At 64.1% G+C, this 26111-nt stretch carries 21 protein-coding genes; 11 read left to right on the forward strand and 10 right to left on the reverse strand.

What is annotated here, in order from left to right:
- Positions 1-80 precede the first annotated feature (80 nt).
- From C3V38_RS05700 to C3V38_RS05720, 5 genes are all read right to left on the reverse strand, one after another.
- Positions 81-1529, reverse strand: coding sequence for an MFS transporter (locus C3V38_RS05700; protein WP_254426089.1), 1449 nt, complete (start codon positions 1527-1529; stop codon positions 81-83).
- 250 nt (positions 1530-1779) lie between these two features.
- Positions 1780-2343, reverse strand: coding sequence for a dihydrofolate reductase family protein (locus tag C3V38_RS05705; RefSeq protein WP_106385260.1), 564 nt, complete (start codon positions 2341-2343; stop codon positions 1780-1782).
- A gap of 60 nt (positions 2344-2403) precedes the next feature.
- Positions 2404-3501, reverse strand: a complete 1098-nt coding sequence (locus C3V38_RS05710; protein WP_106385261.1) for a glutamate ligase domain-containing protein — start codon at positions 3499-3501, stop codon at positions 2404-2406.
- A 156-nt stretch (positions 3502-3657) separates the two neighbouring features.
- Entirely contained in the window at positions 3658-5049 is a 1392-nt protein-coding gene (locus C3V38_RS05715) for an NAD(P)/FAD-dependent oxidoreductase (RefSeq protein WP_106385262.1), read from the reverse strand.
- Positions 5050-5114: 65 nt separating this feature from the next.
- The gene (locus C3V38_RS05720) at positions 5115-5468 is read right to left on the reverse strand and encodes a hypothetical protein (RefSeq protein WP_106385263.1); all 354 of its coding nucleotides are present in this window, start codon (positions 5466-5468) and stop codon (positions 5115-5117) included.
- 269 nt (positions 5469-5737) lie between these two features.
- Here C3V38_RS05720 and C3V38_RS17560 point away from each other — a divergent pair, with 269 nt between their 5' ends.
- Together C3V38_RS17560 and C3V38_RS05725 are read left to right on the forward strand one after the other, a co-directional pair.
- On the forward strand, positions 5738-5914 hold the full coding sequence (locus C3V38_RS17560; protein WP_007627834.1) for a hypothetical protein: 177 nt from the start codon (positions 5738-5740) through the stop codon (positions 5912-5914).
- A 222-nt stretch (positions 5915-6136) separates the two neighbouring features.
- Complete coding sequence (locus C3V38_RS05725; RefSeq protein ID WP_106385264.1) at positions 6137-6829, forward strand: phosphatase PAP2 family protein; 693 nt, start codon at positions 6137-6139, stop codon at positions 6827-6829.
- A gap of 19 nt (positions 6830-6848) precedes the next feature.
- Here C3V38_RS05725 and C3V38_RS05730 read toward each other — a convergent pair whose 3' ends face one another.
- On the reverse strand, positions 6849-7430 hold the full coding sequence (locus C3V38_RS05730; RefSeq protein WP_223210233.1) for a general stress protein: 582 nt from the start codon (positions 7428-7430) through the stop codon (positions 6849-6851).
- A gap of 368 nt (positions 7431-7798) precedes the next feature.
- On the opposite strand from C3V38_RS05730, the gene C3V38_RS05735 reads away from it, so the two are divergent.
- The 7 genes from C3V38_RS05735 to C3V38_RS05765 all read left to right on the forward strand — a co-directional run bounded on the left by C3V38_RS05735 (position 7799) and on the right by C3V38_RS05765 (position 13914).
- Positions 7799-8416: an AAA family ATPase gene (locus tag C3V38_RS05735; protein WP_165001071.1), complete on the forward strand. Its 618-nt coding sequence runs from the start codon at positions 7799-7801 to the stop codon at positions 8414-8416.
- A gap of 280 nt (positions 8417-8696) precedes the next feature.
- Positions 8697-9098 carry a GNAT family N-acetyltransferase gene (locus C3V38_RS05740; RefSeq protein ID WP_254426090.1) on the forward strand — a complete coding sequence of 134 codons (402 nt, stop codon included), beginning with the start codon at positions 8697-8699 and terminating at the stop codon, positions 9096-9098.
- 152 nt (positions 9099-9250) lie between these two features.
- Positions 9251-10425, forward strand: a protein-coding gene (locus C3V38_RS05745) for an IS3 family transposase (protein ID WP_106385267.1) whose coding sequence is annotated in 2 segments (ribosomal slippage) — positions 9251-9535 and positions 9538-10425 — 1173 coding nt in all. Because the reading frame shifts where the segments join, the coding sequence is not laid out codon by codon here.
- Between the two features lie 120 nt (positions 10426-10545).
- Positions 10546-11076, forward strand: coding sequence for a GNAT family N-acetyltransferase (locus C3V38_RS18300; protein ID WP_106385268.1), 531 nt, complete (start codon positions 10546-10548; stop codon positions 11074-11076).
- Positions 11077-11461: 385 nt separating this feature from the next.
- Entirely contained in the window at positions 11462-12181 is a 720-nt protein-coding gene (locus tag C3V38_RS05755) for a hypothetical protein (protein WP_106385269.1), read from the forward strand.
- Positions 12182-12258: 77 nt separating this feature from the next.
- Positions 12259-13572: an ISL3 family transposase gene (locus C3V38_RS05760; RefSeq protein ID WP_106385225.1), complete on the forward strand. Its 1314-nt coding sequence runs from the start codon at positions 12259-12261 to the stop codon at positions 13570-13572.
- Positions 13573-13614: 42 nt separating this feature from the next.
- Complete coding sequence (locus C3V38_RS05765; RefSeq protein ID WP_106385270.1) at positions 13615-13914, forward strand: hypothetical protein; 300 nt, start codon at positions 13615-13617, stop codon at positions 13912-13914.
- Positions 13915-14031: 117 nt separating this feature from the next.
- On the opposite strand, the gene C3V38_RS05770 is transcribed toward C3V38_RS05765, so the two are convergent.
- The 4 genes from C3V38_RS05770 to C3V38_RS05785 all read right to left on the reverse strand — a co-directional run bounded on the left by C3V38_RS05770 (position 14032) and on the right by C3V38_RS05785 (position 23192).
- A complete protein-coding gene (locus C3V38_RS05770) occupies positions 14032-16122 on the reverse strand; it encodes a DUF262 domain-containing protein (protein WP_165001073.1) in 2091 nt (696 codons plus the stop codon).
- A gap of 847 nt (positions 16123-16969) precedes the next feature.
- Positions 16970-19906: a type I restriction endonuclease subunit R gene (locus tag C3V38_RS05775; RefSeq protein WP_254426091.1), complete on the reverse strand. Its 2937-nt coding sequence runs from the start codon at positions 19904-19906 to the stop codon at positions 16970-16972.
- Positions 19906-21111, reverse strand: coding sequence for a restriction endonuclease subunit S (locus C3V38_RS05780; RefSeq protein WP_129591167.1), 1206 nt, complete (start codon positions 21109-21111; stop codon positions 19906-19908). Before C3V38_RS05780 ends, C3V38_RS05775 begins: the two co-directional genes overlap by 1 nt.
- Positions 21112-21254: 143 nt before the next feature.
- Positions 21255-23192 (reverse strand): class I SAM-dependent DNA methyltransferase, encoded by a 1938-nt coding sequence (locus C3V38_RS05785; protein ID WP_254426092.1) that lies wholly within the window; start codon positions 23190-23192, stop codon positions 21255-21257.
- A 746-nt stretch (positions 23193-23938) separates the two neighbouring features.
- Between C3V38_RS05785 and C3V38_RS05790 the strand changes: the two genes are divergently transcribed.
- A complete protein-coding gene (locus C3V38_RS05790; protein WP_106385274.1) occupies positions 23939-24367 on the forward strand; it encodes a helix-turn-helix domain-containing protein in 429 nt (142 codons plus the stop codon).
- Positions 24368-24432: 65 nt separating this feature from the next.
- Positions 24433-26022 carry an IS1182 family transposase gene (locus C3V38_RS05795; protein ID WP_106386378.1) on the forward strand — a complete coding sequence of 530 codons (1590 nt, stop codon included), beginning with the start codon at positions 24433-24435 and terminating at the stop codon, positions 26020-26022.
- The last annotated feature ends 89 nt before the right edge of the window (positions 26023-26111 follow it).

Raw genomic sequence — 26111 nt, forward strand, 5'->3', positions numbered from 1 at the left:
GCTGGGAGGCGGGCCCTGTCAGCGGCGCGCGGCGCGGGGTGCGCTGCGGCGTGGTGGCGCGCGGTGCGTTGCGGCGCGCGTCAGACGGACGGGCCCCCGGAGCGGGCGGTCCGGCCGATCTCGGCGTCCTCGGTGTACATCGAGGCCTTGCTGGTCTCCGGCGCGAGGATCAGCGAGATGATCGTCAGCACGGACAGGCCCACGAGGTAGTAGCCGACGTAGGCGACCGAGTAGTTCTGCACGAGCCACACCGCGACGAACGGGGTGAGCGCCGCGCCGAGGATCGCGGAGAAGTTGTACGCCACGCCCGAGCCCGTGTAGCGGGTGTTGGTGGGGAACAGCTCCGGCAGGACCGCCGACATCGGGCCGAAGGTCAGGCCCATGAGCATCATGCCCACGCTGAGGAACAGCAGCATGCGGGTCACGTCGAGGTCGTCGCCGGTGCCCATGGCCTCGGGCTCGAGCCACCAGCCGAAGCTCAGGCCGAAGACGATGATCGCGGCCGTGACGCCGATGAGCATCCGACGGCGTCCGAGCACGTCGGCCAGCCAGCCGGCGATCGGGACGAACGCCGCGAACAGCAGGATCGCGATGACCTGGATGATGAGGAACGACTGGTAGCCGTAGCCGAGCCCGCCGGTCTCCTCGCTACCGATCGCGAACGACAGGATCCACGTGGTCATGAGGTAGAATAGGCCGTAGGTGGCCAGCATGATGAACGTGCCGAGAATGATCTCCCACCAGTTGCGGCGGAACACCTCGGACACCGGGGTCTTGACGCGCTCGTTGTTGGCGACCGCGCGGGCGAAGACCGGCGTCTCCTCGATGCGCAGCCGCACGTACAGGCCCACGCCGACCATGACGATCGACAGCAGGAACGGCAGGCGCCAGCCCCACACGAGGAACGGCTCGTCGAGGTCGGCGGCGGTGGAGTCGTACGCGAACCAGACGGTCAGCAGCAGGAAGATGCCGTTGGCCAGGATGAAGCCGAACGGTGCGCCGAGCTGCGGCCACATCGCGGCGAACCCGCGCTTCCCGGGCTGCGCGGTCTCCGACGCCAGCAGCGCGGCGCCCGACCACTCCCCGCCCAGGCCGATGCCCTGGAAGAAGCGCAGGATCGTCAGCATCGCCGGGGCCCACAGGCCGATCTGGTGGATGGTCGGCAACAGTCCGATGAGGAACGTCGCGATACCCATCGTGAGCAGCGCGCCGACCAGGGTGACCTTGCGGCCGAGGCGGTCGCCGTAGTGCCCGAAGACGATGGACCCGAGCGGGCGGGCGATGAACGCCGTGCCGAACGTGGCCATCGACGCCAGCAGCGCGGTGCTCGCGTCGCCGCCGGCGAAGAACAGCAGCGGGAAGACCGACACCGCGGCGGTGGCGAAGATGTAGAAGTCGTAGAACTCGATCGTGGTACCGATGAGCGAGGCGAGGATGATCCGGTGACGGGGCACCGGCTCGGCCGAGATCGTCTCGGCGACCGCGGCCGTGCTCCCGTGGGGATCGGTGTTCCCGTCCGGCGTTGCCATGTTCCTCCTAGGTCCGGGTAGCGGGGTGGCTACCGACGACCGCGACAAGGCTAGGCGGCGCGGTGATCTCGGTCACCCCGCCCAGCGGTGGATGTGCACGTGGCACAGTGTGGATCGTCATTTTTCTCGCCCGCTGGGCACCGTGTCCAATCCCGGACACGCCGTCGGGTGTACGGGCGGGGGTGTGACGACGACGACCTGGCAACAGCGCACGGCCTGCGCTACACCGCCCACGCGCTCTGTTGCGGGTTCACCGGCTCCGGTAGTGCAGGAGCACCGTCCCGCCTCCGAAGACGCGCTGCTCGGCGAGCTCCAGATCCAGGCGCGCATCCGGCGGCAGGGCGCGAAGGCCCCCGCCGACCACCTTCGGGACGACGAAGAACAGGAAGTCGCTGACCATCCCCGCCCGGATTGCCTCCGCCGCGGTGGTCGGACCGAAGATCTCCACCTCACCGTCGGCCTCGTCGACGATGCGGCGCAGGGTGCCCGGGTCGAGACGCGGCACCAGGCGGTCGGTGTCCGAGGCGAGGTCGTCGGCCGTCATGGTGGACGAGACCAGGGTGCGGGGGATGGCCTGCCAGCGGCGAGCGAACTCCTGCTCGTCGGGTCCCCACTCCTCGCCCTCGGGTGGGTTCTGCCAGTACTCCATCAGCGCGTAGGTGTGGCGCCCCAGCACCTCGTGGGCGACGGCCTCCATGCGGTCCACGTGGAACCGGAAGACCTCGGCGTCCGGCGCGGACCACTGGAAGTCCCCGTCCGCGTCCGCGACGTACCCGTCGAGCGAGACGGTCGCGGTGTAACTCAGCGTGCCCATGATCGACCTTCCGAGGGTGGCGCGGGGACGATGGGGGCAGCGTATCGCCGGATCCCGCTCCTAGGCTGAGCGTTGACCAGGGTTCTCCGCCGAGGACTCGAGGATCGCCTGCAACAGACGGGCACGGTCGTCGAAGTCGTCCCGGCGGGACCCGTAGCGTCGGGACACCTCGCTGCCCCGGCCGGCGACCACCACCACGTCCCCCGGCCCGGCCACCGCCACGGCGAGGGCCAGAGCCCGTCCCCTGTCCGGCTCCTCCACGACCTCGACCCCCGCGGCCTCACGCGCGCGGGCCACCGCGGCCTCACCCGCGCCGGCGAGGACCTCGGCGCGGAGGGCGGCCGGGTCCTCGTCCTCGGGGCTCTCGTCGGTGACGATCACCAGGTCGGCGAACGACGCCGCGGTGCGCCCGAGCGGGCGCCTCTTGGTGCGGTCGCGTCCGCCGGTCGCCCCGATCACCAGGATCAACCGCCCGGTGGCCATCGACCTCAGGTGCGGCAGCAGCGCGCGCTGGCCGGGTTCGTTGTGCATGTAGTCGACGAGCGCGGTGAACGACTGCCCGGCGTGCACCGGCTCGCAGCGCCCCGGGACCCGGGACAGTCGGGAGATGCCCTCGGCCGCCGCGGCCGGGTCGATGCCGTCGGCGAGGAGGCCGGTCAGCGCGACGAGGGCGTTGGGCACCTGGTGCGGCCCCAGGACCCGCAGCCGGACCGGGACGGCACCGTACGGCGTCCGGGCGGTGAAGCGCGAACCCGTCCCGTCATAGACGACGTCCCCGGCGTAGACGTCCGCCCCCACGTCGCGGACCGAGCACGTCCACGTGGGCGGTTCCGATTCCGCGGCGAGCCGACGACCGTGGGGGTCATCGATGGAGACGACCGCCGTGTCGGCGCGCGCGGCCGTGAACAGTGACGCCTTGACGCTCGCGACCACGGCGCCGGCCTCGGCGGCCCGGTCCTCGAAGTCCAGGCCGTGGTGGTGGCTGCCCGGCAGGGCGAGGTAGGCGTGGCCGGTGGAGACGCTGCGGGAGTCGTCGGTGATGTCGACGACGACGACGAGGTCGGCCACCGCCCGGGCTGTCGCCCGCGACCCGCCCACCAGCGGAGTTCCGAGGAACCGGGAGAGGTCTCCGACCGTGATCGGTGCTCGCTGGGGCACGTCAGGGCTGGTGCGTACGGAACGGGCGCGTCTCGCGGACTCATCGGCTGATCGGGTCACCGCACCCCTTCCGCCCGGGCTCACGTCGTCGTCGTCGACCGCCACGGTCCCACCCCGGACGGTCGGCCGCGACCGCTGAGCCCTCCGGGCGCGGAGTCAGTCGGCCGGTGCGCGGTCGGTGTCGCGCTCGGCGACCTGCTCCGCGCGGGCGAGAGCCTGTCGCCCGTACGCCCACCGGGCCGTGGAGTTGAGGTGCGAGCGATGGTCGCCCATGTGCAGTCCCCAGGACAGCAGGGTGATGACCCGGTTCCGGAAACCGATGAGGAACGCCAGGTGCACGACCAGCCACAGGACCCAGGCGATGAACCCCTGCAGCTGGAACGGGCCGATCTTGGCGACCGCGCTGTAGCGGGACACGGTCGCCATGGATCCCTTGTCGAAGTACTTGAACGGGCGGCGTGCGGCCGGCGACCGTCCCGTCGCTACCTCGCGGGCGATCTGCTTGGCGACGTACTTGCCGCCCTGGATCGCGACCGGCGAGACGCCGGGTAGGTCGTCGAGGTTGATCATGTCGCCGATCACGAAGATCTCCGGCCGGCCCGGCAGGGAGAGGTCCTTGTTCACCAGCACGCGCCCCGCGCGATCCACCTCGGCGCCGGTCTGCTCGGCGAGCATCCGGCCCAGCGGGCTCGCCTGGACGCCGGCCGACCAGATCTTGCACGTGGCGTCGATGCGCCGCAGCGATCCGTCCTGGTCCTTGACCTCGATCCCGTAGTAGTCCACGTCGGTGACCATGGCGTTGAGCTGGATCTCCACCCCGATCTCCTCGAGGCGCGCCCGGGCAGCGTTGCCGAGCCTGTTGCCGAACGGCGGAAGCACGGCCGGGGCGGCGTCGAGGAGGATGACGCGGGCCCGGCGCGGGTCGATCCGCCGGAAGCTGTTCTTGAGGGTCCGCCGCGCCAGTTCGGCGATCTGCCCGGCCATCTCCACCCCGGTCGGGCCGGCGCCGACAACGACAAAGGTGAGCAGCCTGCGACGCTCCTCCTCGTCGTCCGTCACCTCGGCCTGCTCGAAGCAGCCCATGATGCGGCTCCGCAGCTCCAGCGCGTCGTCGATGGACTTCATGCCCGGCGCCCAGTGCTCGAAGTGATCGTTGCCGAAGTAGGACTGGTTGGCCCCGGCGGCGACGATGAGGCTGTCGTACTCGAGCTCGAAGTCGACGTGCCCGGCCGTCGCGTGCACCCTCCGGGCGGTGACGTCGATCTGGTCCACCTCCCCCAGCGCGACCGTGACGTTCTTCTGGTCCCTCAACACGAGCCGGGTCGAGGGCGCGATCTCGCCGACGGACAGGATGCCCGTCGCGACCTGGTACAGCAGCGGCTGGAAGAGGTGGTGGCCGGTCCGGGCGACGAGCGTGACGTCCACGTCGGCCTTCTCCAGCGCCCGGGCCGCGGCGAGCCCGCCGAATCCCGACCCGATGATGACCACCCGATGGCGGTTCTCCTTCGACGGCCCACTGTTCATCGGCGAGTGCGAGTATCCGGTCATGGCGCCTCCTCGAACTGACTGTGCCGTTCCCATGAGCCCGTCGACGGGCTCCGTTGCGGCCGACCCTAGTCGTGTTCGTCGGGTGCGTCGTCCGGTTCCGGATCGCCGTCCTCGTACATCTCCGCATCCATCAGGTATGACGAGTCACCCTCCCCGACCCAGAACCCGTTCGTGTACGCGCCGGTGACGGACGGGCACTCGTGCGCGATCGCGTAGACCTGCGCGACGAGGTCCGCGGCGTCGAGCTCGCCGTCGGCGTCCCGGTGCGGACTGACGATGCCGACCCGGTCCGGCACGGCTCCCGGTTGCCCCAGCAGCGTGACGCGGCGGGCGCGGTGGTCCCCGTCCCGTGCCAGGCGCAGCACCCGGCGGATGACGGTGCCGCGATGGGTGTCCGAGATCGGTTCTGCGATATCCATGCCCGGCACCCTCACACGCCCGCGGGGGTGCGCGTCCCGCGACGGGCGCAGTGAGCGCCGGAGCTGTGGAGGCAGTGCCGGGCCTGTGAATACCGCGTCTCCGCAGCTCTACGCGCCCGACCGGAACACGGTGCCGCGACGCGGGCGATCCCCAGGAAAAAATCAGTCCGCGAGCGGTTCGGAAGGGCGAGAGTCACTGTTACTCTCGGCCAAGTGAGCGGAGATCACTCTCTGCTCGCGCCTCATGCCCGTCGAAAGGAGACACATCCATGGGTTCTGAAGCTCTCGGATCGCTCGGTTCGCTCGCCGCGGGGTCGCTCGCGGCACCCATCCTCGGCTCGCTCGGCCTCGGCTCGCTGCTCGGGGGACCCGGTAGCGGCGCCGGCAGCGCGACCGACTCGCTGACCGGCCTCCTGCCGACCGACCTGCTCGGCGGACTGTCCTAGCCTCGACTTCTCGGCGACCCGGGGGCTCCCGCCCCGGACATCTCGGTGTCCGGCGGGCGGAGCCCCCGGGTCGCTGCGTCTGTGCGGCCGGTGAGCCACGCGCACCGGCCCGCGCCCGCGCTGGCGAGGCCCGCGCTCGCGCCGCGCTGCGCCGCGCTCGGCCCGCGCTCGTCGCTCGAAGTTTTTCCTGATTTTCTCAGCGATTCTTTCTAGGCTGATGCCGTGAACACCGATGACGACGGCCGGCGCCGCTGGCGATCCACGGTGACGACCACGCGCCTCGGTCCCGGCTCGGCCGCCGCCCTGATCCTCATCCCGCTTCTGATCTTCGGTGTCCTGGCCGTGGAAGTCGCCCGGCAGGGTTCCTTCGCGTTCGACCGGACCGTGATGTTGTGGGTGCACGGCGCGACGACGCCCTGGCTGACCGACGCCGCGACGTTCGCCTCGCTACTCGGCGGGAAGGTGGTGCCGGTCGCCGCCGCCCTCACCGCCCTCGTGCTGTGCGTCAGACGCCGATGGGTGGATGCCGGCTTCGTGCTGGTGGCCTACTTCGCCGCCTCGCGGATCAACGTCGCGCTCAAGGCCCTCTTCGAGAGAACGCGCCCCGACTTCTGGGAGCACCTCTCCGCGGAGAACACCTTCTCGTTCCCCAGCGGGCACGCGATGGGGTCGATGTCGATCGCGGCGCCACTCGTCGTTCTCGCCTGGGGCACCCGGTATCGCTGGCCGGCACTCGTGGCGGCGGCGTTCTACGTGCTGGCGGTGGGCGCGTCCCGCGTCTACCTGGGGGTCCACTTTCCCAGCGACGTCATCGCGGGGTGGTGCATGACCGTGGGCGTGGTGGCGGTGTTCGTCGTGATCCTGCAGGTGACCTCTCAGCGGATCCGCCGCCACTCTCCGGCCCTCTCGACCTGAGGGGCCGAGCGCCATCAGCTCAGCGCTGCAGGTCGGTCCTGGGCGCTGGTCCGCCGATGAGCCGGACGGCCTCATCGAGATGCGTCGACTCGACGAGCACGTCGTAGGAGTCGGCTTCCATCGTCTGCACCGACGAGAAGTCGCGGCGTCCGCCCGTCGAGGCGTGGCCGATTGCGCCGAAGAGCGCGCCCCACAGTGCGCCGAAGCCGAGGGACCAGACGAGGATCCACAGGAAGCTCGCCAGCGGGGCGAGGATGAGGAAGAGGATCGCGAGTAGGAGGCCGAACCACAGTCCCGCCAGCGCTCCTCGACCCGCGGCCTTACCCGTGGTCATCCGACCCGTCACCTGCTCGATCGAGCGGAGGCCGCTGCCGACGATCCGAACCCGCTCGACGGGGAAACCGCGATCAGACAGCCGATCGACGATCTCCTGCGCGACCGAGTAGTCCGGCGCGCTCTGCAGAACCCGGTAGTCGGTCACGTTCGTCCCGTACGCGGTCTCCGGGTAGTCGTTACGAGCTGTCGTCAACGTGGTGTCCTCCTTCTCTGCGACGCCCTCTGCAGGCGCCGCCTCGGTGAAAGTTATCGATGCATACACCATCGTACCGATGTGAGGAGAGGGTCCGGGCCCACGAACGGGGGTCCGCATGTCGAGTGGCTGTCGGTTCTCACCCAACTTGTCAGCTTCGTGCCGATCCAGCAGCACGTTGTCAGCAAGTTGTCAGGGGCCGATTGTCACGAAGTTGGCAGAATCCTCGCTCCTGACAGTTTTCCAGCGTCTCCGAGAGGGCTGCACTTCGTTCGGCTCGACCGACTCCAGAGCCTTCTTTCACAAGGGGCTGGTCCCACCCACCTTCGATCCCGAGGTCAAAGGGTTAGCGGTAAACCACCTCGAAGGACCTTGGTACTCATATCGAAATGTCTTGTAACAGCGCCCCAGTCTCAGTCGAACTGAGTACGGTCTGCGTAATGAGTGACCAGCGACGCGGCACGCTTATATGGATCAACGGTGCCCATGGCAGTGGCAAGACTCATGTTGCCGCTGATCTGGTCCGTCGTGTGCCGCACTCCCACCTCGCCGATCCGGAACATGTTGGTTTCGGCTTACGCCGGATGTACCCGCGTAGCGAGAGGCCTGACTACCGAACCCTCGACGCCTGGACCTCTGCCGTCTCATCCACTTTGATCGACATCCTCGATCGCACAGGGGCGACGATCATTGCTCCCCAAACTGTCGCCGACAGTCTTCTCCTATCTCACGTACTCGATCCCGTACGGGCATCGCAGCACCGGGTTTTTCACGTCACGCTGTCACTGCAACTCCACGAACTGCGTAGGCGTCTCCGATCTCGTGGCGACGTGATCGCCTCCTACGCCCAGCACCAAGCTGGCGCCACACTCGATGCGTTATCCGCGCCGGAGTTCGGGGTTCATATCGACACAGGCAACCGGACCGTGCAGCAGGTCGCCGACGAAATCGCGAAGGTCGCTGGCTTGGACATTCGCCCGGACCGCTCGTTCCGTGCGGCCAGGGCTATCCGTACGGCAGCGCTGCGAGTCTCGGCTATCCGTTCACCTTTGGCCTGAGCAGATCGGGTGCGACTACCAGTCAGCGGCTCGACTAGATTGCGTGCAACAGGCGCTCACCTTCGAGCCTCTCGGCCTATCAGAAATGTGCCGCCGTATGAAGCTGAGAAATCCCTCTAAACGAAGTTGAAGGTCACGCCATCACGGCCACGGTGGCGTTCTTCCGAGAGCGTGTCCACCTTAGGAGATCTGGATGCACCGAATCATCAGCTACGCCCCAGAGCACCGGTCTGCGCTACTAGACCTCTCACTCCGAGCTTGGGAACCAGTCTTCCCGATAGTGAGAAACGAAGTGCCGGGTTTCGTGTACAGCGCGTTCTACCCAAATGGGTGGCGTGAAAGGCAGCTCAAGGACCTGTCAGAAGTGCTTGACAACGAACCTGAGAACGTCGATGTCGCGGTTGATGAGGGGCGGCCAATCGGATGGGTGTGCACTCGCTTGCACCCTGACGACAAGATGGGCGAGGTGTTTGTCATCGCCGTTGATCCCGACTATCAGCAACGGGGGGTCGGGCGTCATCTCCTGGAGCACGCGTTCGCTCGAGTTCGCGCGGCGGGCATGGCAATGGTGATAGTCGAGACGGGTGGCGATAGCGGGCACGCGCCTGCGCGAAGAGTGTACGAGTCGATCGGCTTCGAGCCGTGGCCCGTAGCGCGATACTTCAAGCAGCTTGATCAGTAGGAGGCGCTCAGGGGCGCACATCCATCTCAACTGCCGAGAGGTTTGTAGCCGCCCCTCGGCTCCGATCTCTAAATGGGCCATCGGGGCTGATGCATGAGTAGGTGACATCTGATCTGGCTTGCCCTGCGGGGCGGGCCTGGAAGGATGTTGCTGTGCCCAAGCCCTACCCCCAGGAGTTCCGCGACGACGTCGTCCGGGTGGCTCAGTCCCGCGAGGACGGTGTCTCCCTGGACCAGATCGCCCGGGACTTCGGTGTCCATCCAGTGACGTTGCAGAAGTGGATGCGCAAGGCCGACGTGGAGGCCGGGATCAAACCCGGCACCACGTCGGCCGAGTCGCGTGAGCTGCGCGAGGCCAAGCGCCGAGTACGTCTGCTGGAGCAGGAGAACGAGGTCCTGCGCCGCGCTGCTGCCTACCTGTCCCAGGCGAATCTGCCGGGAAAAGGTGGTACCCGCTCGTGAACGAGCTCGCCGCTGACGGCATCGCTGTCACGGTGACGTGCCGGGTACTCGGAATTGCTCGTCAGCCCTACTACCGGTGGCTCAAAAAGCCCGTGACCGACGCCGAACTGGCCGAGGCGTACCGGGCCAACGCCCTGTTCGATGCCCACCGCGAAGACCCGGAGTTCGGGTACCGCTACCTGGCCGACGAGGCCGAGGCCGCGGGCGAGAAGATGTGCCGGCGAACCGCTTGGCGGATCTGCTCGTCCGGTGGCTGGACCAGCGCCATCAGCCGAAAGGGCCGCGGCAAGCACCGCAAGGCCGGCGAGCCCGTACACGACGATTTGGTCGAGCGGGACTTCACCGCCTACGGTCCGAACGAGCTGTGGCTGACCGACATCACCGAGCACCGCACCGGCCAGGGCAAGCTCTACCTGTGTGCGATCAAGGACGTCTACTCGGGACGGATCGTCGGGTATTCGATCGATGCGCGAATGAAGTCCCGCCTGGCGGTCAACGCTCTGAACAGCGCTGTCGCCAGGCGGGGCGAGGTGACCGGTTGCATCCTGCACAGCGATAGAGGATCTCAATTTCGCTCGAAGAAGATGCAGAAGGCCATCCGGCGACACGGCATGCTCGGGTCGATGGGCAGAGTCGGCGCGTGCGGTGACAACGCGGCCATGGAGAGCTTCTTTTCGCTGCTGCAGAACAACGTCCTTGACCGCCGATCCTGGGCCACCAGAGACGAGCTCCGGGCTGCCATCGTGCACTGGATCGAACGCACCTACCACCGCCGCAGACGGCAGGACCGCCTCGGCAGATTGACCCCGATCGAATACGAGACCATCATCAACCATGAGGCCCCTCAGGCCACTCAGGCCGCGTGACTAACCCTGTCACCTAACCGTGCACCACCCCCATCTTTCCAGGGCGGCGTCACATTCCAGGGGACTGCTGCACGAACAAGTGACATCTGATCTGTGGTGCCGAACGTTGCCGCTGGAAATATGTGTACCGTGCCAAAGCCGTACCCCAGGGAGTTCCGCGACGACGTCGTTCGCGTCGCAGGGGTCTTGCGTGAACCGCAGCTTGCCCACTACGTCGTGGGCTGGCCGCGTTACGGGGACCTTGGCGTGGTCGCGCTGTACGAGGTAGCGCCCGTGGGGGCAGCGTGGGTGCGACTGCTCCCAGAGAGCGATCCCAGCTACGGCTACGTCGATGCCGCCACGCCCGAGCTGGCCATGGGGGTCGTGCGGAGTTGGCGCGGACACGGAATTGGGTCCCGACTCCTTGACGCGCTGATCGGGGCCGCACGACAGCGGGGGCTGGCATCGTTGAGCTTGAGCGTTGAAACGGACCTGGGCGGCAGTGCCTGCTGGGAGCGTGGTGGCCACTCTGGCAGGGCTGATCGCTGCGCTGGCTTCCGCCGTCCTCGTTGGCTGTCCCGTGCCGGGCAGAGAGCCGGGACGCGTTGCCGATGTCTCACCGCGAAGATGGACTCATCGACACTCGGCCGGCTGCCTTCGCTGACAAGCTAGTGGCACGCTACTGACACGCAGTTGGCAAACTGACAAACTGTTTGGCAACCGATGTCGCCATGCGGTCCAGATTGACAAGAAACACCGACGCAGATTGGCAGGTCTCTGACTTACCGTTGGGGTGCGTCAATCTATCTGCCCACCGTTCCAGGAATCCGGCGAAAGAGGTGGGATCACCTCTCACGCGTTAGCTGACATCGCCAACACCCTTGAGCCACCCCGGCCAAGGCGGCGGCGGTGTAAATCCATGCTCGTCGACTAAGTTACTCGTGTGCCGACCGAGATGCCTGACCCTGAAGACAGCAGCGAGAATGTTGAGCTGACACCCGATCAGCGAGAGGCGGTACGGCGCGCACGGAGGTCCTTCGAGGAGGCGAGTAGAGCGATGTCGCCCAAGGTCAACTTCGATGCTCCAGCGCTAGCGGGCCTGCGCCAGCTTCAGCAAAGCATGGCCCAAGTCGCCATGGTGCCGGAGGCAGTAAGAAAGAAGCTCAGGGAGGGGCTCAATCCACTCAGAGCTGGTGAGGCTGAGTGGGCGAAGCAGATGCCTGCCATCAATTCGGACGCCCTCGAACAGCTGAATGCGATGCCGAGGATGGACTCTATCTTCGAGCAGATCGCTCGGAAGGCCGAGTTCGCTGACTCTATCTCGAGCTCGGTCACTCAGATCGCAAAATTGCACCAAGCGCAATTCCGGTCCCTCGCAGAGAGCGCAAGCAGGCTGCGCTCCACCTTCTACCCGCCGAACCTACTAGCTATCGAGGAACGCTTCGACTTCACCACGATTGAACAGATTGTGCTAGAAGACGGGATTGCACTGTACGGAGTGCCCCGGTCTTCCATCGCCAAAGCGCTGGTTCGCGCTGAAGGTACGGCGGCCAGATTTGCCGTTATCGATTCCGAATGGAGAGCGGTTGTCGACGATTGCCGCGCCTTGCTCGACGGGTGCGCGAACAACCATGTTTCAGAATGGGTGGTCGCTGGCTACGCCGCGATAGAGGCTCTCGTTGAGGGGCACGAAATCGCCGCCCAAGCCTTGGTGGGGTCGATAACCGGCTCTTCCGGATCCGGAGTGCGTAGCTGGGGTTCGCCGGTGATGCGGTGAGACACAAGATGTAGGGGTCCTGGGGCGTGTGAAGATGCAGGTTCTCACGCCACGCATCGAACACCCCAGGACCCGCTTTGAACGCTACCGCCAGCCTGCTTGCCGACACCATCTGCCGCACCGTCGAGCTCGGGGTGACGATCACCGACGCCGCTGTGGCTGACGAGTTCACGCACCTGTTCTGCTCCCCGGTCACACTCGACCCGATCTGCGCCGAGTGCGGGATGGCGGGGCGCCTGCGAGACCACGTCCAGCGGAAGGTCACGGATCTACCGATCGTCGGGCACCCGACCAGACTGCACGTGCGGGTACCGCGCTTCACCTGCGACAACATCGAATGCGAGACGCGCATCTTCCAGCAGCGGATGCGGGATCTGGCTGAGCCGAGGGCCAAGACCACTCGTCGCTGCAGCCGCTGGATCCTGCAGCGTCTGGCGATCGACCGCACCAGCGTGTCCGCGGTGGCCAAGGCCCTCGGGCTGGGGTGGGATTTGGTCAATGACCTGGCGGTCTCGGAGGTTCGCACGATGGTCTACGAGCAGCCCGGACACTTCGATGGCGTCCGCGTTCTCGGTGTCGATGAGCACAAGTGGAAGCACGTGCGCGGCGATGGCAGCAGTTCGTTCGTCACTGTCCTGGTCGACCTGACCCCGGTCGTGGACGGCACCGGCCCGTCTCGCCTGTTGGACATGGTCCCGGGGCGTTCGGCGAAGGTGCTCACCGAGTGGCTCGACGCCCGTGACCAGGTGTTTCGAGACCGAGTCAAGGTTGTCACGATGGATGGGTTCGCCGGCTATCACTCGGCCGCAGCCAAAGCCGTCCCCGAAGCACGCACCGTGATGGACCCCTTCCACGTCGTGCACCTGGCCGCCGACAAGCTCACCGTGTGCCGCCAACGCATCCAGCAGGCCACCACCGGGCACCGGGGCCGCACGGGAGATCCGCTGTACGGCATCCGCCGCACCCTGCGCACCCGCGCTGAGCTGCTGACCGACAAGCAGAAGGTCCGCCTGTTCAAGGCGTTCACCGCCGACGATGCACACGCGGCGGTGGAGGTCACCTACAGCGTCTACCAGCGGCTCATCGCCGCCTACGAGGCCTCGGGCAAGCGGGAGGGCAAGGTCGCGATGTACAAGCTTCTGCGTTCCATCCGGGCCGGGGTGCCCACCGAACTCCCGGAGCTCGCGCAGCTCGGCCGCTCATTGTGGAAGCGGCACCGCGAGATCCTTGCCTACTTCGACGTGGGCGCCTCCAACGGCCCCGTCGAGGCCATCAACGGACGCCTCGAGCACCTCCGCGGAATCGCCCTAGGTTTCCGCAACCTCAAGCACTACATCTTGCGGTCACTGATCCACTCCGGACAGCTCCAGGACCGGATCAACGCACTCTAAATCCGGAAGGGCCCGATAACCGACACCATTGTGACATCTTATATGGGCGATCGCCAAACTCGGGCCCAGTTCACCCCGGACAGGCGTGGCAATCGCACCAACGACGCATACCGCAAGCTGGGCCTCCGATCGCTGATCGCGCTCGGCCCGATCTTGCAGGCGCACCAGCAATTCCACGCCGAAGACGGCGATGAGATTCCACCGACCTTTAATCGCCATGCGACCGCTCACACCGTAAGCGCAGTGCAATACACACGTCGGAACGTCGTCCAGGGCTTAATGCTGGTATGCAGCTTGATCTTCTACATTGACGAGCGGGGGACTTCTGAGGAAGCGGCGTGATTGGGAAGACCCTCCCGCCGAAAGCTCAGAGCTTCCGATCCAAAGACTTTGACGACGTCGCCCAGTCCCATCCTGGTTGTCGCTTCCGTCCGCTCCACCCAGCAGGCGCCGCTAACCCTATCTAGCCCTTAGCTCCGATAGCAGCACGGGCTCGTCAAACACAGCGCTCCAGTAGTCCCAACCGTCGACATCGTCCGCTCCATCGGCGTAGGCAGCCAGGTCCGGCGTGCGGTACTCGATCTCTTCTAGCAGGATCGTCCCATTTTCAGTCACCTCGGCCAACGAGTCCTTTTCTCCGTCGGCTGGGGCGAGGTAAGTTCCAACGGGGATCGTTCCAGCCTGAACTAGCTCATCGAACGAGGGCAACTCCGGCTCGGACGCAGACGGGACTGGCTTGGCTGCTGGCTTCGGCGAGTAGTTCGGGTCGGAGAGTTTGCGAAAGCCCTCGCGGGTGACCTCCGCCATCAGCTTGCGTCGGGCTGCCAAGAAGTCCTGGTAACTCAAGGCCGTCCAGCCTTCGGGCAGCGCGTGCCACCACATCTGCTTGGCCAGTCGTTCATCGCCAATGGTCTTGTCCGCCACCTCCTGGGGCCAGTAGTCCCCGGGGGCCTTGTCGGAGATATCGATGTTGTCTGACCACTCCACCAACGCTTGATTGGCCACCTGGTTAATCTGCCGCGTCGTGGAGACGTGGAGCTGCTCCTTGAGGTACCCCTTCGGAAACAAGTGGTGTTTCTCGACTCCCTTCACAGGTCGGCGGGAGGGGTCGATCCAGTCCTTGACTGTAAGCGTCGACAGCAACACCTCAGCATCGAGAATCGTAAGCGCTGCCAGGTACGCCGTGAAAGCCGGGCTCGTCGTACCAGAGGTGTACAGGTCGTCTGGCAGTGTGACGCTCCACCAGTCCTCTGTCAGGGTGGTGTCTACCTGAGAAGTGATCACCTCCTTGAACGCCGCTGGAGTGCGATCTAAGCCGTCCAGTCGATTCAAGTCTTCTTGAGCTCGCGTTTCCGGGCTGCCCGAGAAACGGCCAGTGATCTGGGCCATGAAATACCAGCGCGCCATGACCTCCCGCAATTCATCAACCGGCACGTGAAACTCAGTACGACCAATCAGCCAAAGGGCGTACCCGTAGATGACAGTGTTCTTGGAGGTCACCATGGCCCTTGTCCGGATCCCAGCCCTCTCAAGAGCCTTCAGATATTCGTCCCAATTCTTGGGATCCAAAGCTCGGGACTGCCCATTCTTGAGCTTTTCCAGTTCCTTCTCTCGGTCGGCCGGGACGATCTCGCGTGTCCTGGGATTCCGGCCGCGGAGGGCGTTATACGCATCGCCCAAGGGTGCACGACGGTTGCCGATTGCCACCACCACCCGCAGCAGGTGGTTAGGATCCAAGGTCAAGTAGGGATTCTTGGGCGTCCACTTGACCTGTTTACCGGTCAAGCGGGTAATTTCTTGGGGCGTAAACCGTGATCGTCGCGCAAAGTCTTCAATTGCTTGTCGACCCTCTTCCCAGAACACTGAGAGCCAAGTCAGGATGAAGTCTGCTGACGACAACGTGGCTCCCTGAGAGTTAATCCTCACGAAGATGTCAGCCACGGTCTCGCGAGAGACATGCTCTTTGAGCTGGACAACCTCGAAGACGAACTTGAGAACGTCGGCGAGCTTGTTGATCGCGACCTCCGCGGCTCGCTCGGTCTCCCTATCCAGCCTGTCGACTCCGCGAGCCTTCTCGAGCCCTTCAAGGTACTTTGACCTTGCGTCGATCGGCGACTCAAACACCTCGCGGATGTCCTGGATCCACTCCGATGACCGTTTGGTCGCGCCGTCCGGCACAGAAAACCGTTCGGTCAGCGGATTGAAGGAAACAACTATTAGTTCCTCGGAGTAGTCTTCGCGCAGTACGCGCTGTCCATGCACGACTGCATACAGTGACGTCAACCGTTGCTGACCGTCGACGACCTGCATCGAACTGGCCTGAGACTTCGAGTCAAGCCCAATCGCTTTGGTGTGCTCAGCGGCCGTGTTTTCCCAGAACATCAGCTGCCCAACTGGGAAACCGCGGTACATCGAGTCGACCAAGTCTCGGACTTTCGAATTGCCCCATACGAAAGGTCGCTGGATATCAGGAAGCCTTACACGCCCGGAAGACACTCCGGCGACCAGGTCCTGGACGGTCCACGGATGGTGACCGAAGGTTTCAGCCATTGACAACTCCTCGCTCTGGCGACGCCATCTCATAGCTTCAGCAGCCGGTTGACTAGCAGACCTGCTGTGTTGAATCGCATCTTTCGGGCTCGCGGCCGCGGTCAGTGCGCGAACGCAGGACTAGGGGTCATCTAGCCTGTACATCGGCCCTGGACACACTCTTGCACCTGAGTACGACACCGGTCGGCGATCCGGCTCCTGCGGTGCACTCAAGTGTCTCCCCTAACTGGACAGATTGCCCACGGACTGGCCGGCCGCGTCGTTGTCCCAATGCTGGTGCGTAGTCCCTAACTTGCCCGCCTGTGTTGCTGGACGCCAGTTTCGCAGCTCAGGAATCCGCTCAATGCGGTTCAGTCGACCGGGATGCTGCGCCACCACTGAGGGTCTACCACTGAATACCTAAGAGACCACCCCTCGTCATGCCTCCAGACCCATTCGGCCCGCCACCGCTACCACTTCTTCGCGGTCGCCGGGGTTACTGCGGGCTGTACCGGATCAGGGACAGCCGCCGATTTTCGTCATCTTCCTCGCACCAAAATGTAAATGCGTCACTTTGCGAATACGCCGACTCAAACTCTTGCTCGGCAGCCGCTGTTGTAAGTTCTGCGTGCTGATGCTGTTCTGACAGTCGGGCAACCTCAGGCTCATTACCAGCATCAAACGCCGTGTCCATCTCGCGTTCAAGCGATTCTGCGAGTTCGAGGGCGCCCTCCCTGAGAGAATCAGTCCTGTTTGCGTCGCGAGCTCAACATCCTCGTCGGTCTTCCACGGCCGTCCCTCGGCCTCCGGGCCACTCCCAGCTGTGGTCAGGGAGTGGTGCTCATCGACAGGGGGTTTGCCTAACACCTCATGCGCTCTTTCGGTAGGTCGCATCGAAGACGGCCCCGGCGAGCCAATTCTTAAAGCTGCTGTTGTCCTGGAACTCCTTGAATAGCTGAGTGTCATCGGAGATGAGGCGCAACATGACCTGGCTGAGGGCACGGTCACTCTCCACACGGGCGTTCACAGGGTCGTCGTTGGCCTGCGCGTTCTTGTAGGCCTCGTCCTCGGACACCAGCCGCGGGATCTCTTCGGTGATGAACCGCTGCACACGATCAGCGTCGTTCCACTCGATGTTGCCGAAGTGATCGTTGAAGCTGCGCACAATCGCTGAGAGCCTCTCGAGCTCTGGGTCTGAGCGGTGCCCACCGCCGGCGGCTGGCACCGGATCGAGAGTGCCATCCTCATCGTCGAGGACGATCTTCATGGCGCTGAGCTTCTCGGCCCGGTACGACTCCAGATCGATATTCTCCAGGATGCCAGCCGAGAGGTCCTCCTCCTTCGGCGCGGGCAGCTTCGGCACCAGGTGGTCGAGGAAGATTGAGCGCTTCTCCCACTCGCTGCTCCCGTACGGCAGCACAGTCGAGAGGAAGTTGTAGGTGCGCAGGAACGCCTTTGCGCCGCCCTTGAACGCCACCTGATCGTCCTCGTCGGGCATCTCGATGTACTCTGCGACACTCACATCGAGCAGCGGGTCGAGCTGGTCACGGCTCTCGCCAGCCAGGTAGCGGCTCACGAACTCATCGATCTGTTCGATGGTGTAGACCGCGAAGGTGTCGAGATCGTTGACCAGGTCATGAAGCTTGTTGGCGTCGGTCTCCTCGGCCAGCACGGTCGTGCGGTAGTACGGCTCGAACGCACGCTGGATCTCGTCGGCGTCGTTGGCGAAGTCGAGGACGAACGTGTCGTGCTTCGCGGGATGGGCGCGGTTGAGGCGCGACAGTGTCTGCACCGCCAGCACTCCGGAGAGTGCCTTGTCGACGTACATCGTGTGCAGTAGCGGTTCGTCGTATCCCGTCTGGAACTTATTGGCGACGACCAAGATCCGGTACGGATCGGTCTTCACCTGCTCAGCGATGGCGTTGGAGGGGAAGCCATTCAGACTGGCCTCGGTCACCTTCATACCCTTGTACTCGTGCTCACCAGAGAAGGCGACGACCGCCCTGTACGGGCTCTTGCGGGCCGCCAGCGCGTCACGAATCGCATGGAAGTACTCAATGCACCGTGCGATCGACGAGGTTACGACCATTGCCCGAGCCTGGCCGCCGATCTTCCGCTTCGCGACCACCTGAGCAAGGAAGTGTTCGACCATGATGTCGGTCTTCTGCGCGATGGCGTGCTCGTTGCCTTCGACGTATGCGCGGAGCTTTTTCGAGGCGCGCTTTGCATCGAACTCGGGGTCGTCTTCCACGGTCTTCATCAGCTTGTAGTAGCTGCCGACCGGGGTGTAGTTAGAGAGGACGTCGACGATGAAGCCTTCTTGGATCGCCTGCTTCATCGTGTAGGAGTGGAATGGCCGGAAGCTCGTGCCTCCTTCGCCGTTGGGCACCGGTTCGCCGAACATCTCGAGCGTCTTGTTCTTCGGCGTCGCGGTGAAGGCAAAGTAGCTCGCGTTCGTCAACAGCTTCTTTCCCTCGATGATCCGGTTGATCCGGTCTTCGACGGTGTCTTCCTCATCGGCTTCGACACCTGCAAGCGCACGAGAGACGGCCGCGGAAGTCTTCGACCCCTGGGACGAATGCGCCTCGTCGATGATGATCGCGAATGTACGATCTCGATGGTCCGCGCCGATGTCATCCAAGATGTAGGGAAACTTCTGCACCGTCGTGACAATGATCTTTTTGCCCGCAGTGATCGCGCGGCGCAGATCTCCGGAACGGTCGGCATGCACCACGGTCGACCCCACCTGCAGGAACGACTTGATCGTCTGTGTGAGCTGATTATCGAGAATAATGCGGTCGGTCACGACGATGATCGAATCGAAGGCGATCTTGCTGTCATGTGCGGCCTCGGCGAGCTGATGAGTCAACCAAGCGATCGAGTTCGACTTCCCGCTGCCAGCTGAGTGCTGAACCAAGTATCGCCGGCCCGCACCGCGAGCCTCGACGTCCCCGAGAAGCTTTCGAACCACGTCGAGCTGGTGGTACCGAGGGAAAATGGCCTTCGACACCTTCTTGCCCGACTTCTGGCTCTTCTCGACCACGATCTGCGCGTAGTTCTCGATGATCCCGGCAAGGCTCTGTGGTGCGAGAACCCGCCGCCACAGGTAGTCCGTCATGACCCCGTCGGGGTTCGGCGGGTTGCCCGCGCCGTCGTTGAACCCCTGATCGAACGGCAGGAACCACGAAGAAGCGCCTTTGAGATCCGTACAGAATCGTGCGCGCTGGTCGTCCAGCGCGAAGTGCGCGATCGTCCGTCCGAACGAGAACAGTGGCTCACGGGGATCGCGGTCACGCTGATACTGCTGCACCGCGTCTTCCACTGTCTGGTTGGTGATGTTGTTCTTCAACTCGAACGTAAAGATCGGCAGACCATTAATGAACGCCGCCAGATCAACCGCGTCACCTGGATTACTGACGCTGTAGTGCACCTGCCGTGTGATGACGAATCGGTTCGCAGCGAAATGCTCAGCCGCCCTCGGGTTCCCGGCCGCAGGCGTCGGGTAGTACAGGTCAACGTGCAGACCAAGATGGTCGATGCCGTTGCGCAGCACATGGACAACACCCCGCCGGGTGATCTCACCTTGCAGCCGCGCGAGAAACTTATGACGCGTCGGGGTCTCTGTTGCCAGTCCGAGCTGCTCAACGAGTGCTGGCTGGGTCGACTCGATGAACGTTGTGAAGTGCACTAGATCAATCGCGTAGGACGCGACGTAGTCGGAGGGTGTGCCCTCCGTCCAACCGCCACCGCTCATCTGAGCGACGATGAGCGTTTCCAAGCTCTCCTCGTTGAGACGCTGCATCATCAGTTCTCCCCTTCGCTCAGTACTTCCTGAAACTCATCATCGATTGTCAAGACCGCATTTTCGAACGACTCTGGTGCGTCCGGCAAGGTCGCTGCGATCCCGCGAACATCAACCTGGCCGGTTACTACGTCGGCGACGAGTCGAGCTCGGAACTCCTGCAACAGGGTTATCTCACGCGATGCGCGAGATCGTATTGGCAGTGTTTCGGTGTGCTGCCCCTGAATGTCCTGAACAACCCGCCGCTGCTCTTCTATGGGCGGTAGCGGCAATGCGATGGGGCCAAAATCTTCGTAATACAAGCGCATAAATCCCGATGACCCGGTGCCCAAGCCGTTCGATCGCCGGCGAAACTCTGCCATCGCCAGGTCAGTTTTAAAGAGATGTAAGTAGAAGTGCGGATCAACGCCGTCCGCTACGGTCATCGTTGAGTAATCAGGACTCACTAATCCTGTTGTCTTCGCTACCCCGAAAAGACCGATGGATGCGCGCATCCTATTCATGACAAGCTCACCAGGATGAACGATCTTGTAGCCGACAAGATCTTCTGGAGGAATAGGGGTCTCTGTGAATTCGTTGGCGTCGACCAAACCTTCGCGCATCCGTAGCGAGAGGAGACCCTCGCGCCCAGTCTTACTTCTCCGATCGACCTCCTTCAACAGCCGCTTGGCCGGCACAACCAACCACGTATACGGCAACGCACCCAACCAGGAAATCTCGCGACCGCCCGAGGCCATCGAGCTAATTGAACCTGCAAGACCGTTCTCAACCGACCGATCAAGCTCATCAAGCAAGGAGATGAGGCGGCACTTGGCGGCGATAGCCTTGTCGATACGCGCGTTCGCGTGGGCGAGATACCTCACGATCGCCGCCTGCTCCTCCGCCTGCGGTAGCGACACTTGGATGTTTCGCATGCGAGGGATGTCGAGATCCCACTGCCCGATCCGAACGCCGTCCGACGCCGCAGCGAACTTAGCCACATAGGGCTTGCTTCGCAAAAGATACTCGCCAAAACGCGGTACGTCGAAGTCGGCTTCGAATACGAAGTAGGCAGGACTAACTATGCCGTCTACTGGGGCGAGCCCCAATGAGCCCTGCCACGCCTTCATCTTGTTTACGACTAGGTCACCCGACCGGGCAACTTTATATTTGCCAAGATCTTCGGGAATCGAATTCTGATTTGCGTCCTCATTGGAACGGACGAACACGCCGCGTTCACGAGCTACGGTAAGGAGTGGAAGATCGGGGCGGTTTCTCTCGCTGCGAGGGGTCAGGATCGATCGCAGAGATCGAGCTTCCCACGCATCCGCCGACCTATCCACCCGCGGAAGATTAAAGAATGACACTGTCATTACCCCTCACCCGCGATCTCGGCGATCAGGTCATCGGTCTCTGCTTCTAGAGCGCGGATGTCCGCTTGGATCTCAGCGAGAGTGCGCATCGGAGCAGGCTTGTAGAAGTGGCGAGTAAAAGAGATCTCGTAGCCAATCTTGGTCTTCGATTCGTCGATCCAGGCGTCCGGCGCATAGGGCGTCACCTCACGTCGAAAGAAGGCTTCGATCCCACTCGTGTGTTCGCCAGCTGGCTCCGTCAGCGGCACCTGCTCGGTGTCGCGAAGCTCGGTGTCAGGTTCGTACTCGACAACGCGGGTACGACCAGCGATGACGGCCTCGTACCGTCCGTGTAGCGGGTCAGGTACAGCCGTGTAGGGGAGAGCCTTCTTGATGACTGGCGGCGCACTTTCATCGCGCACGCCATCTTCTTTGAGCTGCTTGATCTCCTTCGCGGTGTAGATGCGGTTCGGGTCCACGCCGGCAATGCGCAGCGGACGCTCGACAACGATCTTGTTGTAGCCGAAGTCGATACCGTCGAACACCTTGGAGCGATCAGAATCTTCGAACTTGTCGAACGCAGTGAATGCCTCAAGCACCTTGTCGGCGTCGGTAACGCCAACCTCGACACCTTTCTCGCCGAGATTCTTGCGGAGCGGCGTGTACCAGCTGGTCGCGTCGATGAGCTGCACCTTGCCTTTGCGGCGTTCTTCCTTTCGGTTGGAGAGAACCCACACGTAGGTCGCAATACCAGTGTTGTAGAACATCTTGAGCGGCAGTGCGACGATTGCCTCGAGCCAGTCGTTCTCAATAATCCACCGGCGGATGTTGCTCTCGCCCTGGCCCGCGTCGCCCGTGAACAGCGACGATCCGTTATGTACCGATGCGATGCGGGAGCCCAGCTCGGTCTCCTGTTTCATCTTCGAGATCAAGTTCGCGAGGAACATGAGCTGCCCGTCGCTACTGCGCGTGACAAGCGAGTACTCGCTGTCGCCGTTGTGGGTCACGACGAACCGAGGGTCGATGATCTTCTTCGCGCCCCCGAGTCTCTCCTGGTCGGTCTTCCAACTCTTGCCGTACGGCGGGTTCGAAAGCATGAAGTCGAATTCCTGGCCCGCGAACGCGTCGTTTGACAACGTCGAGTACTCCGGCCCGCCGACGATGTTGTCTGCAGCCTTGCCATCGCCCTTGAGAATCAGGTCGGCCTTCGCGATCGCATACGTCTCGGCATTGATCTCCTGCCCGTACAAGTGGGTCGAGACCTTTTTGCCGGACGACTCCGTCAGGTGATGCAGTGTCTCCTCAGCAACGGTCAGCATGCCACCGGTACCCATAGCGCCGTCGTACAGGCGGTACGTGCCCGACGGGACGGCGTCAGCAATCGGTTCGAACATAAGCCGGGTCATGAGTCGGACGGCGTCGCGCGGCGTCCAGTGCTCGCCGGCCTCTTCGTTGTTCTCCTCGTTGAAGCGGCGCACAAGCTCTTCGAAGACCGTGCCCATCCCGTGGTTGTCCATCCCCGCTGGGGAGAGATCGAGATCTGGAGCGAGGAACTTCTCAATCAACGCACCGAGCGCGTCAGCCTTCGTGAGACGAGGTAGCTGGTTACGGAACTCGAAATTGTCGATGATCTCCTGCACGTTGGGCGAGAACCCGTCCAGGTACGCCTCGAAGTTCTGCCTAAGGCGAGTCGAGTTCGCCACGTGGCGAAGGTCCTGAAGCGAGAACCCCGAGGTGTTGTAGAAATCCTGCTTGGCCGCATCCCGCAGCGGTGCGTCTTGGTCGGCGACGCCCGCCTCATCCAGCATCTTCTTCATCGCCATCACTGCGTCGCGCGTCGGGCCAAGGACGCTGTCCAGGCGACGCAGGACCGTGAAAGGAAGGATAACGTCACGGTACTTGCCCCGGACATAAAGGTCGCGGAGGACATCGTCAGCGATGTTCCAGATGAGCGCCACGATTCGAGAGTGGTTGATGGAGCTGTGTGGCACGGGGATCCTTCATTCTTGATTAGACTTCTTGCCTACCGACTTGCTACAGGCAGTACCGCCTCACCAGGAAAAAGAGGGTAGACGGCACCACTGATATGGTCCCAGACCGCATAGCGGTATCTCGACCCGGTGCCGTGTTCCAGGTATTGGCGCCCAGCTTCAGCGGTCGGGCGCTCAGTTGTTGAGACTACTTGCGCGCATCCATTGGTTTACTGTGCCCAGCGGGAAGCAATGTGTCCCGCAAACATCTCGGCCATGTCTGCCGGCTGCCCACTTTCGGCCCACTGCAGCGGGGACTGGTCATCCAGGTCAGGGTGCGGGGCGCATATCCAGAGCAAAGCGGTCCACGCATCGGTGCTCTTGACCAGCGACCTCCGCAGGGCTACGAGCTCGGGACATACCGAATTGTTGGTGAGCTGCCATGTCGGACAAACCCACGCGCCATTCAGGGGACATCGAGGGTGACCATGTCCTAGCTAGTGATGTCAACTTTAGCCCCTGTCGGCGGGTTCAACGAGGCACACTAGGGCCACTATGGATGCCTACGTCCTGGGTACAGGCCCCAGTGAATTGCATGCTCTCATTGACCTCGACCGCCGCGTGGCGAGCTGCGCCCCCGGTGAACGTTCGTTCGTGGAGGTCGTCGGTGCGTCCGAGTGCGACGGACACTGGTCCGTCGTCGCTACGGTCCGGCGCGCAACGGAGGATAGTCAGTGACTCCCGACGAGGCCCGATCACTGGGTCGAGCCATCCGCGCCGCCCGCACCGAACGCGGTGTCAGCCAACTCAAACTCGCCCATGCCGTTGGGGTAAGCAATGGGCAACTCAGTATTTGGGAACGCGGCAGAGTTCCTACCGCCCGCGGCCGCACTGAGCGTACGGCTGAGGTCAGTCGAACCCAGCTGGAGGAGATCGCGTCCGCGCTGGGCTGCACTGCTGCTGAGATAGCCGATCGTGCGGCGCTAACGGCCACCACGCGGCTTCTTTTCGGCCTCGAGCCGCTTGGCCCAGCTCGCACGGTCATCGGTGGACGAGAATTTGACCTCACTGATGAGGAGGCCGACCGCGTCGCCGACTTCGCTGCCGGGCTGCTGGCGAGCCGCGACCTTCGGCACCAGACCGTGTCAGGCAGCGTCACCTAGGAGACTGCTGAACAAAGTGCGTGTCCGGCCCGCGGAGTTGGGGTGGCCCTGAAATGATGTGGGTCATGCAGGGCGAGTCGGATCGGCAGCGTGAGTTGTTGGATGTGGAGTCGGTGGCGGGGCATCTGCTCGAGGAGGGCAGCGTGTTCGCGTTGCTGGCCGAGCACCGTGATCGGCTGTTCCCGGACGAGTTGTTCGCCGACCTGTTTCCCTCGGGTCGGGGCCGACCGTCGATCCCGGGTGAGGTGATCGCCTCGGTCATCGTGCTCCAGGCACTGTTCGGTCACTCAGACCGGGAGGCAGTCGACGCGCTGACGTTCGATCTGCGGTGGAAGGCCGCCTGCGGGTATCCGGTCGATGCGAAGGGTTTCAACTCGTCGACGTTGACCTATTGGCGGCGCCGCCTGGCGGCCAGTGACCGACCGCAGCGGATCTTCGAGGTGGTGCGCCAGGTCATCGCCGAGACCGGTGCGGTCAAGGCCAAGACCCGCCGGGCGCTGGATTCAACGGTCCTGGATGACGCGGTCGCCCGCCAGGACACGATCACCCAGCTCATCGCCCAGATCCGCCGGGTCGGCCGCGAGGTGCCCGGGGCGAAGGACCTGATCGCCACCGAGTGCACCCGGCTGGCGGCGGTGTGCGGGCAGGACTACTCCGAGGCCGGTAAGCCGCGCATCGCCTGGGACGACCAGGCCGCCCGAGACGAGCTGGTCTCCGCGCTGGTCGCAGACGCGTTGGCGCTGTTGGCGGCACTCGATGTTCAGGCGATCACCGCCGCCGGCGGCAAGCCGGCCGAAGCGGTCGCCCTGTTGGCGCTGGTGGCCGGCCAGGATGTCGAGCCGGCTGAGGATTCAGATGGCACTGACGGGCGGTGGCGCATCTCCCGCCGCACCGCCCCTGATCGGGTGATCTCCACCGTGGACCCCGATGCCCGCCACGCCCACAAGACCCGGCAGCGCCGCCAGGACGGGTTCAAGGCCCACATCGTGGTCGAGCCCGATACCGGCCTGACCACGATGTGCGCCCTGACCAAACCCAACGGACCCAGCAATTCCGATGCCGCGGTCGGTGCGGGGCTGGTCACCGCCGATCCCACCGTCGATGACGGTGAGCAGGTCGAGGTGCTCGGCGATTCCGCCTATGCCAGCGGCGACATGCTGCACACCCTGGCGGGCAAGCAGTGGCTGCCCCTGGTCAAGCCGTGGCCGCTGCGGCCCGCGGTCGAGGGCGGGTTCACCCTGGATGACTTCACCTTCGACGCCGTGGCGGGCACCCTGACCTGCCCCGGCAACATCACCCGTGGCCTCTCTGCCAAGGGCAATGCCACCTTCGGGGCGGCGTGTCGTGGCTGCCCGCTGCGTCAGCGGTGCACCACCTCAGCCACGGGGCGCAAAGTGGTGCTCGGCGAGCACCACCTGCTGCAACGCCAGCACCGCCAGCGGGCCGGCGATGAGGACTTCAAGACCGTGTACCGCCAGCACCGACCGATGGTGGAACGCTCGATCGCCTGGCTGACCCGAGGCGCTCGGCGTGTGCCGTACCGCGGGGTCGAGAAGAACAACACCTGGCTCCACCACCGCGTTGCCGCCCTCAACCTGCGCCGACTACTCGCCATGGGACTGACCAACCAGAACGGAACCTGGGCCCTGGCCTGATCAGCGGGCCGGGGCCAGGCATTCCCGCCCCAGCAGAGGCTCGAACAACCCGCGGTGGGCGCCACGAACCTTTCGCCGAACCCAGAAAT

The sequence above is a fragment of the Dietzia sp. oral taxon 368 genome, assembly GCF_002999155.1.
GTDB lineage: Bacteria > Actinomycetota > Actinomycetes > Mycobacteriales > Mycobacteriaceae > Dietzia > Dietzia cinnamea.